Here is a 16,179-nt window from a genome sequence, read left to right as displayed (position 1 = left end):
ACTCCGGGGCCTGGCGGGCCCGATAATCAAAACACCCGGTGCACGCGGGCACCCTACCCAGGGCGCCGCACACCGGCCCTGCTGGTGGCGGGCGCACCCGGTGCCCCAGCAGGCAACCCGCGATTTTCCCACTTTGCGCAGGCCGTGTCTGTTTCCAGCCCCCTCACCCTCTTCCTGACCAAGTTGCTGGGCGCTCCGCCTCCGGCCGTGGAGACCTGGTGGGCACGCGCCGAACGGCGCTTGCTGGAGCGCGGCCAGCCCCTGCTGCGAGCCGGCGAACACTGGCGGCACCTGTGGTGGGTGGAGCGCGGTGCGCTGCGGCTGTACTACCTGGACCGCGACGGGGCCGAGTCCAACAAGAACTTCTTTCTGGACGGCGCCCTGTGCTGGCCCATCACCCCCACGCTGCGCCAGCAGCCGGTGATGTTTCACGTGGAACCATTGGAAGACAGCGTGGTGTGGGCGCTGCCCCTCCATCCCAGCGACCCACTGCCCGGCGTGGGCTGGGCTCCGTGGACGGCCCTGGAGCACCGGGTGCTCTGCGCCCTGCTCGACGGCAAGATGCAGCGCGAGCAGGAATTTCTGCAACTCAGCGCCCGCCAGCGCTACACCCGCTTGCTGGAGCAACACCCGCAATGGGCCGAGCGCATCGCCCTCAAGCACCTGGCGTCGTACCTCGGCGTGACCGATGTCTCGCTGTCGCGCCTGCGCAGCGAGATGGGGCTTAGAGCGGCTAACAAAACTCAGCGCAGCGGCCCTGGCTAGGCGTTCCGTCGCAGGCAGTACAAGCGGTACGACAAGACGGAACCACGACCCCAGGGGAGTTTTGTGAGCCGCTCTTATCAAAGGATAAGGCGCAGGGCACGGGCCATCGGCAGAGTGCGGGCATCTCCCCAAAGGCCCGCCCCCATGACCACCGCCCCACACCCCCACAACACGCCTGCCCGGCTCTCCCTCATACCCCATGCCTTCGCCGTGTTGTGGCTGGGCCTCATGGCCGGGTTCTTCGGCACCTACAGCGCCAACGTCAATCTGGCCATGTTGCAGATGGACGGCGCGACCTATGCCACCGTGCAATCGGCCTTCAACCGCAACGTGCGGCACGCCCTGTTCTTTGTGCTGTTCTTTGGCCCACCCTTGTGGTGCGCGCTGGCGATAGCCACGGCCTGGCGTGAACACCGCGCGCTGTGGTGGCGCCTGCTGGCCCTGGTCGGCGCGGCCTACCTGCTGGGCATCGTGTTCTTCACCCAGCAGGTCAACCTGCCGCTCAACCACACCACCGAAGCCTGGAACCCCCAGGCCCTGCCCAACGACTGGCCCCAGGTGCGCGACCAGTGGAATGCCGCCAATCTGTGGCGTGCGCTGCTCAGCGTGGGGTGTTTTGCGGCAGCGCTGGGAACGCTGGTGGGGCGGCTGGCCGGTCGTCGCACGTAGATCGCCGCACAGCCTGCACTCACCACCGTGGAGCCGCGACACAAAACCCTGTTCAGCACACCCCGCTTGCAGGATTCCTGCCGCCCGCCTGTGATTCAATCGCAGGCACCATGCCCCAGACCACCTCCCCCTCCTCCCTCCTCATCTTTGCCGGCAGCACGCGCCAGCAATCCTTCAACCGCAAACTGGCCCACGCCACCGCCGCCATCGCACGCGATGCGGGTGCCACCGTCACGCTGCTGGAGCTGTCGGACTTCGACATCCCGCTGTACAACGCAGATCTCGAAGCCCAGGGCACACCGGCCGACGTGATCCGGCTCAAGGAAATTTTGTGGCAACACCCCGCCTGGGTGATCTGCTCGCCCGAATACAACGGCAGCTACACCGCCCTGCTCAAGAACACCATCGACTGGGCCTCCAGCCCCGTCAAAGGCAACCCTGACTGGCAGGACGGCGGCAAGAGCTTTCGCGGCAAGGTGGTGGGCATGCTCAGCGCGTCGCCGGGGGCACTGGGCGGCCTGCGCTCGCAAAGCCATCTGGCCCCCTTGCTCATCAACGCCGAATGCTGGCTGGCGCCCAAGGCGTTTGCACTGGGCTCGGCCGGCAGCGCGTTTGACGACAGCGGCGCCCTCATCCAGCCCGCCCACCGCGACCGCGTGCGCGCCGTGGTCGACCAGGTGCTGTGGGCATCCAGCCGCCTGCACGGCGATGCTGCCGCTGGCCATTGAACGCCAAAATTTGAGTCAAATTGGCCTCTAGCGCTTGCCCGAAAAGCGCCAGCAGCTACACAAACAATAGCAATCACCTATGAACTGCCGCCCTGGCTGCGGCGCCTGCTGCACCGCCCCCTCCATCAGCTCGCCCATCCCGGGCATGCCGCAGGGCAAACCTGCGGGGGTGCGGTGCGTTCAACTGGGGGACGATGCGCGCTGCCGCATTTTTGGGCAGCCTGAACGACCGGCGGTGTGCGGCGGGTTGATGCCACAGGTGGAAATGTGCGGAACCAGCAATGGGCAGGCCCTGGCGTATCTGACGCAGCTGGAGCGGCTGACGCAGCCCGGAAGTATTGGCGAACCGATGGCGTAGCCGGTCCTGTTTCCATCGGGCGGGGGTACCCGCTACTTCATCGAGTGCAGCCCAACCTTGTTGCCCTCGGTGTCCACAAAATGGGCAAAGAAGCCGAAGTCGTTGCCAATCTCCGTCTTGGGCACCACCACCGCCCCACCCGCCTGCGCTACGCGCGCCAGCATCGGGGCCAGGTCATCACCGCCGTTCAGGTACACCATCGTCCCGTTCTGCGACGGCACGCTGCCCTCGCCCTGCACGAGGGCGCCGCCGATGGCAGTGGGGTCGGTGGACAACATGCCCATCGTCGTCGGGCCCATTTCCATGGGCGCAATGGTGATGCCCAACACCGTCTCGTAGAAAGTCTTGGCGCGGGTGAAGTCGGTCACGGGGATCTCGAACCAGTTCAATGCGTGGGGCATGGGGCGCTCCTCGGGGTTGGGAGATTGAAAACCAGCACTGTGAACTTTTGCGCTGGGCAGCGCAATGGTGGCGCCTCAGTTGGCGCATTTGGCCTTTTTGGCTCGTACTTAGGTTTCATCGGGTGCGAAATAGCAACCTGCGGCTGTAGATAGCCCCAACAAGGTTGTTAGCAATACGAGATTCAAACCGGATTCCCGCAATCCTGTTGCTATAGCAAGACCTGAAAAAAATCCAAGTGCCATCGCGAAAAACCAGAAGACATTGCGACTTGCAGACAACTGCGTGGCCACCGTGAGAACGATATAGATCCGAACAAGAGAAAACACATAAGCCACTGGGACAAGAAATAGAAATGGTAGCCCTGATCCAGTTCCTGCTTTGCCCATCAAGGTCAGCACAAATACCACCAGCAAAACCACCTCTGAAATGGCGGCTTTTCGAGCAGCACTCCACATAAATACCCCCCTATCTTTAGTCTGGTTTAGTCTGGGCAGGCCCCGCCTGCGCTCGCTGCGCCGCCTCAGGCCCCTCAAGGCTTCGGCAGCGCCCGATCCCCCCGACACGCCTTCAACGGCTTCGCCACCCCCGAAGCAATACGCAGCACCCGCCGATCACTGCGGTCCACCACCACCTTCATGCACGCACACCCGTAGCCATAGTGGCCATTGGTTTTCTTCCACTGCGCGTCGGTGAACACGGGCCAGTCGCCTTCGGCACTATCTCCGCCCTGGGTGGAGACCACCCACTCGCCATCACGGTCGGTCAGGGTAGCGTTGTTGGGGGTGGGGTTGTGAAACCAGCCGCAGCGGTTTTCCAGCGGCTGGGCAACTCCGGCAGCAGGTTGCTGTGCTTGCGCCTGGACTTGGGCCACCCACGGCAGCAGCGCGAACAAGAGCGTTGACACCACCGCGGCCCGGCTCTGTATCCCTACTCCACGCCGGGCTCCCTGCATGTCGGTGGTTGCGTACGACACCGCCATTTCTCGGTCCTTCGATTTGAGCTTCAAAACGGGTCTACCGCTTTACTGACAAGCATCTATAGCTATATAAACAATAGCACAACTTCGAGGAAGACTACCCCGGCTGCAGTGACTGTTGCATCGGGCTCGCAGGAACCCCTGGTACCCGTCTTTCTTGGCGGTCTGCTGCAGCAAGGGGGCAGGCAGCGTCCATGTCCGTTTGTTGCGCCCACGGCCCATTGCTATCGCCCGGCCTGTGTTTGCGAAGGCTGGGCGCCCTGAAGTTGTTCGAACTCACGCACCATCAACGCGACCCATGTGCCGGCTCAGCGCCACCGCACTGCCCGCCGCCAGCGTCAACCCCAACGCGCCGTGCCCCACGTTGAGGTACACATTGCTGGACCGCCAGCGCCCCACGATGGGCACCGACGTTGGGGTAGCAGGCCTCAGCCCTGCCCAAGACTCTGGCGCACCGACGTCGCAAAGTCCCGGGTAGGTTTGGTCAACAGCCTCCACCATGGCCTGGACCCTGGCGGGCGCGATGTCCAAGCCCTTAGCGCCCACTTCTGCCATGGCTGCAACACGCAGGTTGTTGTGCAGCGGTGCAAACACGGTCTTGCGCGCCAGATCCGTCACGCTCGCGCAGGGGCGCTGCACACCAGGGAGAAACGGCACCGTGATGCTGTAACCCTTGATGGGGTAGATGGGCAAATAGATGCCCAGCGCAGCGGCCAGCGTGACTGCGCGCGGTCCTGCTGCCAGCACGAAAGCATCGGCTTCGATCTCGCCCTGGTGGGTCATCACGGCGCTGATACGGCTGCGATGCCGCACAAAGCCGCTAGCTTGCACACCCAGCGACACGGTGCCGCCCAGGCGCTGCAGGCTGGCCACCATTTCCTGGCACAAAAGGTGGGGGTCGGCCACGCATTCGCTTTGCGTCCACACGCCGCCGACAAAGCGCAGCGCACGCGCGCGGCGCAGGGCGGGTTCCGCTTCCAGGCATTCCTGCACGGTCAATATCTGCTGGTCACAGCCAAGTGCCGCCTGCAAACGCACTTGCCGCTCTTGCTGCCGCAACGCCTCCGCAGTGGGGCAGAGCACCAGCTTCCCGTTTTGCTCGAAACCGAAATTCCAGTCTTCTGCCTGCATCCAGTCGGCCAGCGTGGCCCGGCTGGCCTGCGCCATCTGCAGCAGCGTCTCGGTGCCACGCACCGACTGCCGCACCGTGCAGGCCCTGAGGAATTGCAGGCCCCAGGCCCACTGCCGCCAGTCCCAGCGCGGATGAAACCGAACCGCCGACTCTCGCGACAGCAGCATCTTGGGCAGCGCCCAGAGCGTGGCGGGCGATGCAAAGGGCTCCACATAGCTGTAGCTCAGCTGCGCTCCGTTGGCGTAACTGGTGGCCAAACCGGGGGCCGCTTCCGAGTCCAGCAGATGCACGTCAAAACCCTGCCGCGCCAGCTGGTAGGCCGTGGCACAACCGATCAGCCCCGCGCCGATGACACAGACCTTCATGGCTGCCCTCGACCCGCTGGCGCCCGCCCGGGCAGGATGCGTGACACTGCGAGCTGCGCCACCGCCACATCGGCCAGCCCAACGCCCACCGACTTGAACACGGTGATGGCGGGCTCCACTGGACGCCAGGGTGCCTGGCCCGCGTAGAGTTCGGGCAGATCCACGAAGGGCGATGCGGCGCTGCGCCCTGCCCATAGCACCACCTCGCCTGCCTCAGCCAGGCTCTGCGGCTTCCACTCCACGATGATGCGGCCGGCACGGTCCATGGTGGTGTCGTCCAGTTCGCGCCCCTTGGGCGTGCTGGTTCCGATGGCCGAGACAAAAGCGCCCGGCGCGAGCCATGCGCCATCAAACACGGGCGTGGCCGAGCGCGTAGCCGTGACCACGATATCGGCGTCCCGCACGGCCGCCTCTGGCGTGGTGAAGGCCACGCGGCAGCCCGTGCTGCGGGCCAAGGCCTCGGCCCAGGCTGCGTCTCCCGCCGGGTCCACCAAGGCAATCTCCTCGAACTCAAACCATCCACACAGTGCGGCCACCTGCGCCCGGCCCTGCAACCCTGTGCCAAACAGTGCGAGCTTGCGCGGACGCGCCGCAGCCGCCTTGGATGCCACCAGCGTCGTGATGGCCGCCGTGCGCAGCCGCGTAATCTCGTTGCCGTCCAGCACCGCCAGCGGCTGGTTGCTGGCCAGATCGAACAACAGAATGGAGAAACTGAACTGCCCCCGCACCGTGGGATAGACCTTGACACCACCCACGGCGCGGTCTGCCCACACGGCCCCCATGGTGCTCAGGCGCAGGTCATGGCAATCCGTGCGCTGGCGGCAGTGGACGGCGGCGCCACCGGTGGCCAGGCTTGCAAACGCTTCGCCCAGCACCGTGGCGACGGAGGGGAAATCAAGGGTTTCGGAAATCTGCTGATCGCTGATGAAGGGAATGCTGTTCATGTGGATAGGCTGGTACCGCCAGAAAAAGAGGGAAAGAAAGGAACAAGGCGTGCAGGGCGCGCGCCTTCAGGGAATGCCGTACTTGTTGGGGTAGCGGATGTTTTCGCGCATGTGCGCGCTCATGGGAATGCGCAGCGATGCCGTGTCGAACCATTTGCGGTAGATGGCAGCCAGCTCGCCCGAGTGCATGAGGGAAAGCACCGTACGGTCCACGATCTCGCGCAGCGGCACATCGTCCTTGGGCAACATGAAGGCGTAGGGTTCCACCGTGAGATGTCTTCCCGTCACATGCAGGCGATCCTTTGCGGGTGATGCAGCGATCAGGCCGTACAGCAGAATGTCATCCTGCGCAAACGCGTCCACGCGCCCTTCTTCCACAAGGCGCACACCTTCGGCGTCGGTGGGCACCACCACCACATCCAGCGCCTGCTCCTGGCGCAGGCGCTGCAGCGTGTCCTGCGCCGTGGTGCCGTTGCTCACGGCAATACGCCGCCGCCACAGACTGGATACACCATCAAGCTGCACCGATGGGCGCGCCAGGAACCGCACGCCCGTGGTGAACAGCGTGTGCGAAAAGTCCACATCCCGCTGCCGGCCCACTGTATTGGTGTTGCCACCGCACTCGAGGTCGATGGCACCGGCCTTCAGCAGTGGGATACGCTGCGCCGCCTCCAGCGGCCGAAAATCCACGCGCAGGTCTGGCCGGCCAACGGCCTTGCGAATGCCCTCCACCACCTTCATGCAAACGTCGATGGAGTAACCCATCGTGTTGCCACTCGCATCGCGGAACGCAAACGTACCCGGCGTTGGGATGTAGCCCACATTCACCGTACCGCTGCGCACCATGCGTGCCAAGGCGCTGCCTGCCGTCTGGGCATGACAAGCCGCTGTCCCCCACAGCAATGCCGCAACGAGCGGGGTCAGCAGGGATTTCACATCCAGGATTGCAGACATGGACCACTCCTTAACAAATAGACGCTGCAGACGGACCGTGAGGCGCCGGTGAATCGCACGGACCCCGTCAACACACTGAGGGAAGAAAAACAAGGCTGGAAAAAGGCTTAAGCCTCCAGCCCAGGCGGCACAGCCTGGTGCCAGCGCGTCGCGCGCTCGAAGGCATCGCCCACCCGCAAAATGGTCGCCTCGTCAAACGGCCGCCCGATGACCTGCATGGACACCGGCATGCCCGCCCCCGTGAACCCCGCAGGCACCGCCACAGAGCAAAGATCCAGCAGGTTCACGAAGCGGCCAAAGCGCGACAACGGCGTGGCCAATTCGTCCACCTCAGAGACCGGGATGGCGGCAATTGCGTTGGTGGGGAATACACAGACATCCACACCCTCCATGGCAATGAGCATGTCGGCCTTGGCCTGCTCCCGCAGCTTGAGCAGGTGGATGTACTGCGCCGAGCCGATATCACGCCCCAGCAGAATGCGCCGGCGCACATGGGGGTCAAATTCAAGCCCATCCTGCTCGAACAAGGGGCCCAGATTGGCGTACCCCTCGGCGCTCATCAGGCTTCCCGCCACGCGCATGGATTCGGAGCTGCTTTGCGGCAGCGCCCGGTTCACCCGCTGCATGCCCAGGGCGTCCAGCACCTGCAGCGCCTGGTCGTACACGGCGAGCACCTCGGCAGCCACATGCTCGCGCTCTGCCTCTGGAAGGGTCCACACCCGCATGCCCGCCACCGAGCGCTGCGCATCGAGCTGCGGCAAGACCTCGCGCACAGGCACCGGCAGGGAGACGCTGTCGCGCGGGTCCGGGCCCGAGAGCACGTCGAGCAGGAGGGCACTGTCGCGCACCGTACGGGTCAGTGGCCCCACGGTGTCGTGCGTGGGGCACAGCTCGATCAGCCCGTGGCGGCTAATCAGGCCGCGCGTGGTCTTGAGCCCCACCACCCCGCACAGCCCCGCCGGAATGCGCACTGAGCCGCCCGTGTCGGTGCCCACACTGGCTGAACACATGCCGGACGCCAGCGCCACGGCCGATCCGCTGCTGCTGCCACCGGGGGTGCGGTGGGTCTGCAGATCCCAGGGGTTCCACGGCGTGCCCATGGCGGCATTGGTGCCCCAGCCGCCAAAGGCGAACTCCACCGTGTGCGTCTTGCCGATCACCACGGCCCCGGCAGCACGCAAGCGCTCCACCACGGCAGCGCTGATCGCCGAAGTGCGCGGCGGGCGCGCTTTCGAGCCTGCCGAGATGGGCTTGTCCTGAACCTCGAACAGGTCTTTCACTGCCACGGTCACACCGTGCAACGGGCCCAGGCGCACACCAGCCCGTGCCATCTGGTCCAGGCCGCGTGCGGTGGCGCGGGCCTCGTCGGCATACACGTCGGTAAAGGCATGCAGCTGGCTGTCATAGCGCGCAATGCGCGCCAGCTGCGCCTCCAGCAGCGCCTCGCTTGAGAGTTCTCCGCGATGGATGGCGGCAGCCAGCCGTTCCAGCGGCGCGTAGGTCATGGATGTCATGGTGTTGTTGTCTCGGTTCATGCCGCACCCACCGTGCGGCGCCCATGGGCCAGGCGCCGTTCCAGCCACCGCGACAACATGGACAGGGGAAACGCAATCGCGAAATACAGCAGCCCTACCAGCATGAAGATGTGCAGCGGCAGGAAGTACTCGCTGGACATGGCCTTGGCTGTCAGCATCAGTTCGTTGGTGGCGATCAGCGCACACAACGAGCTGTCCTTGAGCAGCGCCACATAGCTGTTGAGCAACGGCGGCAGCATCACCCGCAAGGCCTGCGGCAGCGTGACGTAGAGGAATACCTGCCGTGGTGTCAGGCCCGCAGCCAGGCCCGCCTCGCGCTGCCCACCGTGCACCGATTTGAGCCCGCCGCGCAGAACCTCGGCCACGTAAGCCGCGCCATGTACACCGAGGCCAATAGCGCCAGCCCAGTAGCCTGACAACGTGACCCCCGCTGCTGGCAGCGCGAAATAGATGGCCAAGAGCAGCGCCAGCAGGGGCACCGCGCGCAGCAGCTGAATGAAGCCATTAGCCCCGTGCCGCAGCAAGGTCACACCGCTGCGCAGCATCCACACCAGCACGGCGCCCAGCACCAGTGCGATGACGAAGCCGATGGCCGAGAGTTCGGCTGTGACCACCGCCGCCTCCAGCAGCCGAGGCCACCAATCGACCATGTACTCGGCGTAGGTTGCAAAGAACGTTTTCATCGCGTACCCCCTGCCGTGCTGCGTTCGAGGCGCGCAAAAGCCCAGCTGATAGGCAGCACCATCGCCGCATAGAGCAGCATGGCGGTCAGGTAAATGATCGGCGTCTCGAACGTGGATGTGACCAGATTGCGCGCATAGAACATCACCTCAGGCGCCGCAATGGCCGAGGCAATCGAGGTGTCCTTGACCAGCTGGCTTGCGTAGTTGCCCAGCGAAGGCAAGGTCACGCGCAGCATTTGCGGCAGCAGCACATTGCGCAGCGCCTGGGCCGGTGTCAGGCCCACTGCCAGCGCCGCCTCGCGCTGGCCTGCGTGCAGGCAGCGCAGGCCCGCCGCGAACACCTCGCACAGGATGGCCGCGCCCACCAGGCCCAGGCCAATCACCGCAGCCGTGAGCGGCGACAGCCGCACACCCACGGACGCCAGCCCAAAGTACAGCACGAACAGATGCGCCAGCGCTGGCACATTGCGCATCCACTCGATGTAGACCGCGATGACAGCCTGCAGCACACGGTTGTGCGCAAAGACCACCAGCAGCGCCAGCAAAAGGCCCAGGCTGGAAGCCAGCAGTCCCGCGCCCAGGGCCACCTGCGCTGCGGTCACCGCGCCACGCGCGAGCGTGAGCACAATGAGGATCAGGGTTTCGATGCCGGGCATGGTCACAGCTCCAGCCCTGCTTCCTTGCCAACCTGGCCAAGAAAGCTGCGTGTGCGCTCCATGCGCGGCTGATTGATCACCTGCGCGGCCGGCCCCTCTTCCACGATGTGCCCGCCGTCCATGAAGATCACGCGATCGGCCACGTCACGCGCAAAGCGGATTTCGTGCGTGACCAGGATCATTGAGCGGCCCTCCTCGGCCAGCTCCCGAATCACGCCCAGCACCTCGCCCACCAGCTCAGGGTCCAACGCCGAAGTGGGCTCGTCGAAAAGAATCAGCTTGGGCTTTTGCGCCAGCGTACGCGCAATCGCCACGCGCTGTTGCTGCCCGCCCGAAAGCTGCTCGGGGTAGGCATCGGCCTTGTGGCGCAGGTGCACCTTGTCGAGCATTTCTTCAGCCAACGCATAGGCCGCATCACGCGGCATGCGCGCAGCCTTGATCGATGCCAGCGCCACGTTGTCGCGCACGGTGAGGTGCGGCCACAGGTAGAACAGCTGAAACACCATGCCGATCTCTCGGCGCTGCGGCGCCATCTCGGTGTCGGTCATAAAGCGCCAGGCATCCTTCCCTGCAGGCACTTGCCCGATGCGCTCGGATTCGAGCAGCACCTCTCCCGCCTGGGGTTTCTCCAGAAAGTTCAGGCAGCGCAGGCAGGTGGACTTGCCCGACCCGCTGGGGCCAATGAGCGAGAGCGTCTCGCCTTTTTGCAGGTTGAACGAAATGCCCTTGAGCACCTCGGCCGGGCCATAGCTCTTCTTGAGGCCGCTCACTTGAAGCAGGGGATGGTTCACATGGTTCTCCAGACAAAACTGCGGGTAGCGCGGCACGGTCTTTGCAGCCGCACACGTCGATACCCAGTGCCTCCATGCTAGAAATTTCGTCCATCTGTTCATTGCAGGCCGTCGCCGCTATATTGAACGTATGCGACATACCGGGAAAACCCCATGCCCCCCACCAAAGCCCGTCCCAAAGAGCTTTCTGAAGAGATTGGTGCAAATTTGCACCAGGCCAGTGCACAGAACACAGGCGACATTGGTGCATTGATTGACCGGCTGGACGCCCCACCCCGGGCCACACCTGCGCGGCGCAGGCCTGCGGCCACCGCGTCGGCGGCGGAGCTGCGCGTGGGCATCCTGCTGTGGCCGCAGTTCCCGCTGCTGTCGCTGGCCGGGCTGTGTGATGGCCTGCGCCATGCTGCCGACGTCGGCGACCAGAGTCGGCAGATCCGCTGCTCATGGACCATCCTCGGGGTGCCGGGGCAATCGGTGCAGGCCAGTTGCGGAGTGGCGGTGCCGGTACAGGAATCGCTTTCTTCCGAGTGCGACTACGACTACATCGCGGTCATCGGAGGCCTGCTTTCGGCCATCCCCACCGCCAGCCCGCGTTACAGCACCTTCCTGCATTTCGCGGCGTCGCTGGGCAAGCCACTGATCGGCATCTGCACAGGCTCATTCGCGCTCGCTCAGGCGGGGCTCATGGCGGGACGCCGCGCTTGCGTGCATCCTTTTCATGTGGAGGACTGGAAGGCCGCCTTCCCCGCACTGGACTACAGCACTGACTGCCACTATGTGTTCGACGGCGACCGCATCAGCTGCGCAGGTGGCATCTCCATCGTGGAGCTCACGGCCGAGCTGGTGCGCCTGCATTGCGGGCCCGACCGTGCGGCCAAGGTCATCCACCAAATGACGGTGAACCCCGCCGCCAGCAGCACCCATGTGGCGCGCCGCCATGCTCTGGGCTACGGCACCGCCGACCACGACAAGCTGCGCCAGGCCATCGTACTGATGGAAAAGAACATCGGGACACCACTGGAGATCGCGGTTATCGCACGGCTGGTGGATTCAAGCAGCCGCCAGCTCGAACGTGTCTTCCTGGCCGAGACGCGCACCACGCCGTCCGAGTACTACCGCAACGCACGGCTCAAGTACGCGCGCTGGATGCTCACCAGCACCGACCTGCCCATCATCACCATCGCCTACGAATGCGGCTTCTCGGACGCGTCGCATTTCATCCGGCACTTCCAGCAGCTCTACGGCATGCCCCCGGGGCGCATGCGCAAGGCGCTTCAGGCGGCCACAGTGGAGGCCTGAAGCAGGCGGCGCCCGCCATCGCCCGTTTCTTCTTCGATGCGAAAACGCGCCACCACCGACAACAGCCGGCCAGACTGCGCATAGAGCGCTTCCGAGGCCCCGCGCGCTTCCTCCACCAGCGCAGCATTGCGCTGTGTGAACTGGTCGATGCGCGAAAGCACCTCGGTCAGCTGGCGCACCCCCACATGCTGCTCGGCGCTGGCCGTCTGCACCGCAGCCATCAGTTGGGCAAACGAGTTGACGGCTTCGATCACACTCGCCGTCTGCACATGCGCGCGTTCCACCATGCTCCGGCACGCAGCGATCTGCTCGTTCGATTGCTGAATCAGCTGGCGGATCTCCTTGGCAGAACTCGCGGAGTGCAACGCCAGGCTGCGCACCTCGCTGGCCACCACGGCAAAGCCGCGCCCCTGCTCACCAGCACGGGCTGCTTCCACGGCGGCATTGAGCGCCAGGATGTTGGTCTGGAACGCAATGCCATCGATCACTGCAGTGGTCTCGGCAATGCGTGCACCATGCCCAGCCACCGCCAGCATGCTCTGCATGGCCCCATCGACGATGGACTGGCCCTCGCGCGCCACACTGCAGGCCGATGTGGCAAGCCGGTGCGCATCCAGCACCGATTGTTGCGTGTTGCCCATGGTCGCCGCAAACTGCTCCAGCGCCGCAGCCGCCTGCTGCAGCTCGGCCGACTGCATCTCGGTGCGCTCGGACAGATTCTTGGCCTCATGGACCAAGCTGCGGCTTTGCGCCGCCACATCCACCGATGCGCTGCGCACTTGCTGCACGGTGTCACCCAGGCCACCCACCATGGCGCGCAGCGAGGCAATCACCGAACCGGCGGGCGCCACCACGCCCGGTAGCGGTGCAGTCAACAGCCCGTCCGACACCCGAGCCATGGCCTGCGCCACGGCCCGGGGCTCTGCTCCCAGCCGGCGTGTCAGCGTGCGCACCAGGGCCACCGCCACAGCGCAACCCACCAGCAGCACCAGCACGAACGACACGGCCATCTGCACCAGCATGCCCTGCAGCGCCGTGATGGACGCAGCGGCCGCCTGCTCCACCTGGCGCGCCTGGGCCTCTCGCAGTTGCGCCAGGGCCTGCAGATAGGCCGTCTGCGATTGGCGCAAAGCCCCGGTCAGCATGCCGCGTGCAGGGCCGCGCGCACCGCCCTGCAGAAGCGCCAGGAACTGGTCGCGGTCCTGCCGAAAGCGCGTGGCGGCCTGCCCGATCTGTGCCAGCAAATCGCGCGCGGGAGACAGCACCACCGCTCCCTGCAACGCGGCCATCCGGCTGTCGATGTACCGCTGCGCCGCATCAATGCGCTCCACCTCGGTGGGCAGGTCTTCCTGCATCTCCACCAGAACCGCATCGCGCAGCGCACGGGATATGGACGACACCTCCAGCGACACCTCGTAGGCCGCACTCCACAGAGGCAGGCTCTCACTGGCAATCGACGCCACCCGCGCGTTTGCTGCCAGCCCTGCCTGCACGGCCAGCCCCAGCGCCAACGCAAGCAGCGCGCCAATGGCCGAAAAACCGAGGATCAGCGACGCGCGTATAGACAGCCCGCGCCCGGCCCGTTCAAGGAATGCCATGGTGGTCAACAAGAAGAAGAAAAGAAAATGAAGGGCCGGCCAGGCTGCCGGAACCCGCAATAAAAAAGCCGCATGCTGCGCGTGGCGGGCATGCGGCGTGTCAAGGCCAGGGGGTCATGGCCTACCCAATAGGGTTCACTTGCAGGAAGGCAGCTTCCAGTCGGCAGAGCGGTCAACACCGGCACGGGCATTCTGGCCCACGGGGATGTACCAGACGTCCTGCACCAGGCCGTAGGTCTTGCCGATCTTGCGCAGGTCGCAGCTGCCCCAGAGCTTGGCGATCTCGGTGTTCACAGCCTTGAGCAGCTCAGGGTTGTCCTTGTTCAGGCCGAACACCACCTGGCCCAAGCCCGTCAGCAGCGGGTAGTCGGGCGAGGCATCAGTGAAGGCGTTGAACTTAACTTTCCACTGTGGGTTCTGCGAGATGGCGTACTGCATCACCGGCGGGTCGCCGATCACCGCGTCGATGCGGCCCGCCAGCAGGTCGCGCACGGCGGCGTCCGAGGTGTCGTACAGCGCCAGCTGCAGGCCGTTGATCTTGCGCAGCTCGGGGATGAACGAGAAGCCGGTGATGGTGCCGACCTTCTTGCCTTCAAGATCCTTGAGCTTGCTCCAGTCCGTCTTGTCCGACTGGGTGATGCCGTTCTTGAAGTAGTGGATGGGGTCGCTCAGCGCCATGATCTTGGAGCGCTGCTCCGTCCAGCCCATGGTGCCTGCCATCACGTCCACACGCTTCGATTGCACCGAGGCAATCGTGCCCGACCATTCCATCAGCGCGGGCTTGACCTTGAGCTTGAGTGCATCGGCAATGCGCTGCAGGATCTCGCCGTCGTAGCCGACCATCTTGCCGTCCTGGTAGCCCGTGCCAGGCATGTCGCCAGAGAAGGCGATGGTGAAGGCGCCTTTGTCCACCGTCTCCAGGGCATGGGCAGAAAGCCCCAGCGCCGACAGGCAGGTGACGGTAGCGAACGAGGCCAGAAGCCTCCTGATTTTCAAGCTTGGATTGAACATGGTGATCTCCAAAAATCCGGTTTATCCCTCCCACCGACTGATGGGATGGAATGACTTTAGAGACGCTTTTCAGGCGGAGATTGGAGGTTCTCACAGCGCAATTGAACGGCCGCGACATCGAGGGAATTCACCAATCCCGCACCACCACAGACGATCTGTGCACCAGAGAGGGGGGCACCCCACAAGCCCGCCAGCCTGGGTCAGGCTCACCATCACGACCACCCAAGAAAACGCATCCAGATGGGCCCCACCGCTTTACCCATATGCATCAATAGCTAATTAATTTATAGCAGACGCAGCGCTGACACCCTTTCATCAACATGGATGTCACAAACCCAAGCGCCGGGCCGTCTGGAGATCATCCTCGGACTATTCTTGAGCTGGCCATGACCGACCCTGCACCCACCGCCACCGACCCCTTCACCACCCTGCGTCCCCGCCTCTTCGGCATTGCCTACCGCATGCTCGGCGTGCGCGCCGATGCCGAGGATGTGCTGCAGGACGCCTGGCTGCGCTGGAGCCGCCAGGACCCCACCGTGCTGCAGTCGGCCGAGGCCTGGCTGGTGACGGTGGTCACGCGGCTGGCCATTGACCGGCTGCGGGCCCTGAAGGCCGAGCGCGAGGCCTATGTGGGCTGGTGGCTGCCCGAACCACTGGTGGAGCTGCATGACAACACCACCGGCGATGCGCTGCACCACAACACCCCCGAATCGGCCGCCGAACTGGCGGGGGAGCTGTCGGTGGCATTTATGTACGTGCTGGAGCGCCTGGGCCCGGAAGAGCGTGCGGCATTTTTGCTGCGCCAGGTGTTCGACTACGACTACCCCGAGATCGCCGCGCAGCTGGGCAAGAGCGAGGCCAGCTGCCGCCAGATGGTGCACCGCGCCAGCGAGCGCGTGCAGCAGGCGCGCACGCGCTTCGAGGTGCCGCAGGCCGTGCACCACCAGCTGCTGCAGCGCTTCATGCTGGCCGCCCAAAGCGGCGACCGCAACGCCATCGAGGCGCTGCTCAGCGAAGACGCGCAGCTGATTGGCGACGGCGGCGGCAAGGTGCCATCGTTCCCCAAGCCGCTGGTGGGGCCGTTCCGCATCGCCAATCTGTACTGGGCGCAGTTCCGCCGCCTGGGGGCGCTGGTGGTCTACCGCATGGCGCTCGTCAATGGCGAACCTGGCCTGCTGCGCTATGTGGATGGCCAACTCGAATCAGCTCAGGCCTTCGTGACGGATGGCGAGCGCATCGTGGCCATTTATGCGGTGCGCAACCCTGACAAGCTGGCGGGCATCCCGGCCACACTGGGGTGAAATCATTTTGAG

18 protein-coding genes are annotated in these 16,179 nt (G+C 64.9%); 6 read left to right on the top strand and 12 right to left on the bottom strand.

Annotated features, from left to right (window positions below):
- Window positions 1–144: 144 nt before the first annotated feature.
- The 4 genes from ASE52_RS17450 to ASE52_RS17435 all read left to right on the top strand — a co-directional run bounded on the left by ASE52_RS17450 (window position 145) and on the right by ASE52_RS17435 (window position 2,520).
- Window positions 145–765, top strand: a complete 621-nt coding sequence (locus ASE52_RS17450) for a Crp/Fnr family transcriptional regulator (protein ID WP_241777038.1) — start codon at window positions 145–147, stop codon at window positions 763–765.
- Between the two features lie 144 nt (window positions 766–909).
- Window positions 910–1,434, top strand: a complete 525-nt coding sequence (locus ASE52_RS17445; RefSeq protein ID WP_057227895.1) for a DUF1772 domain-containing protein — start codon at window positions 910–912, stop codon at window positions 1,432–1,434.
- Between the two features lie 110 nt (window positions 1,435–1,544).
- A complete protein-coding gene (locus ASE52_RS17440; RefSeq protein WP_057227893.1) occupies window positions 1,545–2,162 on the top strand; it encodes an NAD(P)H-dependent oxidoreductase in 618 nt (205 codons plus the stop codon).
- 79 nt (window positions 2,163–2,241) lie between these two features.
- Window positions 2,242–2,520 carry a YkgJ family cysteine cluster protein gene (locus tag ASE52_RS17435; RefSeq protein ID WP_057227892.1) on the top strand — a complete coding sequence of 93 codons (279 nt, stop codon included), beginning with the start codon at window positions 2,242–2,244 and terminating at the stop codon, window positions 2,518–2,520.
- 32 nt (window positions 2,521–2,552) lie between these two features.
- On the opposite strand, the gene ASE52_RS17430 is transcribed toward ASE52_RS17435, so the two are convergent.
- The 10 genes from ASE52_RS17430 to ASE52_RS17390 all read right to left on the bottom strand — a co-directional run bounded on the left by ASE52_RS17430 (window position 2,553) and on the right by ASE52_RS17390 (window position 10,958).
- Entirely contained in the window at window positions 2,553–2,921 is a 369-nt protein-coding gene (locus ASE52_RS17430; protein WP_057227890.1) for a VOC family protein, read from the bottom strand.
- 108 nt (window positions 2,922–3,029) lie between these two features.
- Window positions 3,030–3,377 (bottom strand): hypothetical protein, encoded by a 348-nt coding sequence (locus tag ASE52_RS25750; protein WP_140426259.1) that lies wholly within the window; start codon window positions 3,375–3,377, stop codon window positions 3,030–3,032.
- A 74-nt stretch (window positions 3,378–3,451) separates the two neighbouring features.
- Window positions 3,452–3,901, bottom strand: a complete 450-nt coding sequence (locus ASE52_RS17425; protein WP_241777037.1) for a DUF4087 domain-containing protein — start codon at window positions 3,899–3,901, stop codon at window positions 3,452–3,454.
- Window positions 3,902–4,174: 273 nt separating this feature from the next.
- Complete coding sequence (locus tag ASE52_RS17420) at window positions 4,175–5,395, bottom strand: FAD-dependent oxidoreductase (RefSeq protein ID WP_057227888.1); 1,221 nt, start codon at window positions 5,393–5,395, stop codon at window positions 4,175–4,177.
- Entirely contained in the window at window positions 5,392–6,339 is a 948-nt protein-coding gene (locus ASE52_RS17415; protein ID WP_057227887.1) for an ornithine cyclodeaminase family protein, read from the bottom strand. The genes ASE52_RS17420 and ASE52_RS17415 overlap by 4 nt, the downstream gene beginning before the upstream one ends.
- A gap of 66 nt (window positions 6,340–6,405) precedes the next feature.
- The gene (locus ASE52_RS17410) at window positions 6,406–7,293 is read right to left on the bottom strand and encodes an amino acid ABC transporter substrate-binding protein (protein WP_082606920.1); all 888 of its coding nucleotides are present in this window, start codon (window positions 7,291–7,293) and stop codon (window positions 6,406–6,408) included.
- A gap of 107 nt (window positions 7,294–7,400) precedes the next feature.
- On the bottom strand, window positions 7,401–8,807 hold the full coding sequence (locus ASE52_RS17405; RefSeq protein WP_140426258.1) for an amidase: 1,407 nt from the start codon (window positions 8,805–8,807) through the stop codon (window positions 7,401–7,403).
- Between the two features lie 17 nt (window positions 8,808–8,824).
- The gene (locus ASE52_RS17400) at window positions 8,825–9,511 is read right to left on the bottom strand and encodes an amino acid ABC transporter permease (protein ID WP_057227880.1); all 687 of its coding nucleotides are present in this window, start codon (window positions 9,509–9,511) and stop codon (window positions 8,825–8,827) included.
- Window positions 9,508–10,167, bottom strand: a complete 660-nt coding sequence (locus tag ASE52_RS17395; RefSeq protein ID WP_057228534.1) for an amino acid ABC transporter permease — start codon at window positions 10,165–10,167, stop codon at window positions 9,508–9,510. The genes ASE52_RS17400 and ASE52_RS17395 overlap by 4 nt, the downstream gene beginning before the upstream one ends.
- A 2-nt stretch (window positions 10,168–10,169) precedes the next feature.
- On the bottom strand, window positions 10,170–10,958 hold the full coding sequence (locus ASE52_RS17390; RefSeq protein ID WP_057227878.1) for an amino acid ABC transporter ATP-binding protein: 789 nt from the start codon (window positions 10,956–10,958) through the stop codon (window positions 10,170–10,172).
- A 153-nt stretch (window positions 10,959–11,111) separates the two neighbouring features.
- Between ASE52_RS17390 and ASE52_RS17385 the strand changes: the two genes are divergently transcribed.
- On the top strand, window positions 11,112–12,257 hold the full coding sequence (locus ASE52_RS17385; protein ID WP_057227876.1) for a GlxA family transcriptional regulator: 1,146 nt from the start codon (window positions 11,112–11,114) through the stop codon (window positions 12,255–12,257).
- On the opposite strand, the gene ASE52_RS17380 is transcribed toward ASE52_RS17385, so the two are convergent.
- Window positions 12,233–13,855: a methyl-accepting chemotaxis protein gene (locus ASE52_RS17380; protein ID WP_140426257.1), complete on the bottom strand. Its 1,623-nt coding sequence runs from the start codon at window positions 13,853–13,855 to the stop codon at window positions 12,233–12,235. The two genes, ASE52_RS17385 and ASE52_RS17380, sit on opposite strands and share 25 nt — an antisense overlap.
- A 135-nt stretch (window positions 13,856–13,990) precedes the next feature.
- Complete coding sequence (locus tag ASE52_RS17375) at window positions 13,991–14,866, bottom strand: ABC transporter substrate-binding protein (protein WP_198928119.1); 876 nt, start codon at window positions 14,864–14,866, stop codon at window positions 13,991–13,993.
- Between the two features lie 386 nt (window positions 14,867–15,252).
- On the opposite strand from ASE52_RS17375, the gene ASE52_RS17370 reads away from it, so the two are divergent.
- Window positions 15,253–16,167: an RNA polymerase sigma-70 factor gene (locus tag ASE52_RS17370; RefSeq protein ID WP_057227873.1), complete on the top strand. Its 915-nt coding sequence runs from the start codon at window positions 15,253–15,255 to the stop codon at window positions 16,165–16,167.
- Window positions 16,168–16,179: the final 12 nt, after the last annotated feature.

The organism is Acidovorax sp. Root275, assembly GCF_001428965.1.
Taxonomy (GTDB): domain Bacteria; phylum Pseudomonadota; class Gammaproteobacteria; order Burkholderiales; family Burkholderiaceae_C; genus Acidovorax; species Acidovorax radicis.
The sequence above is the reverse complement of the archived record's forward strand: the minus strand, read 5'-3'. Positions and strand labels throughout refer to the sequence as shown.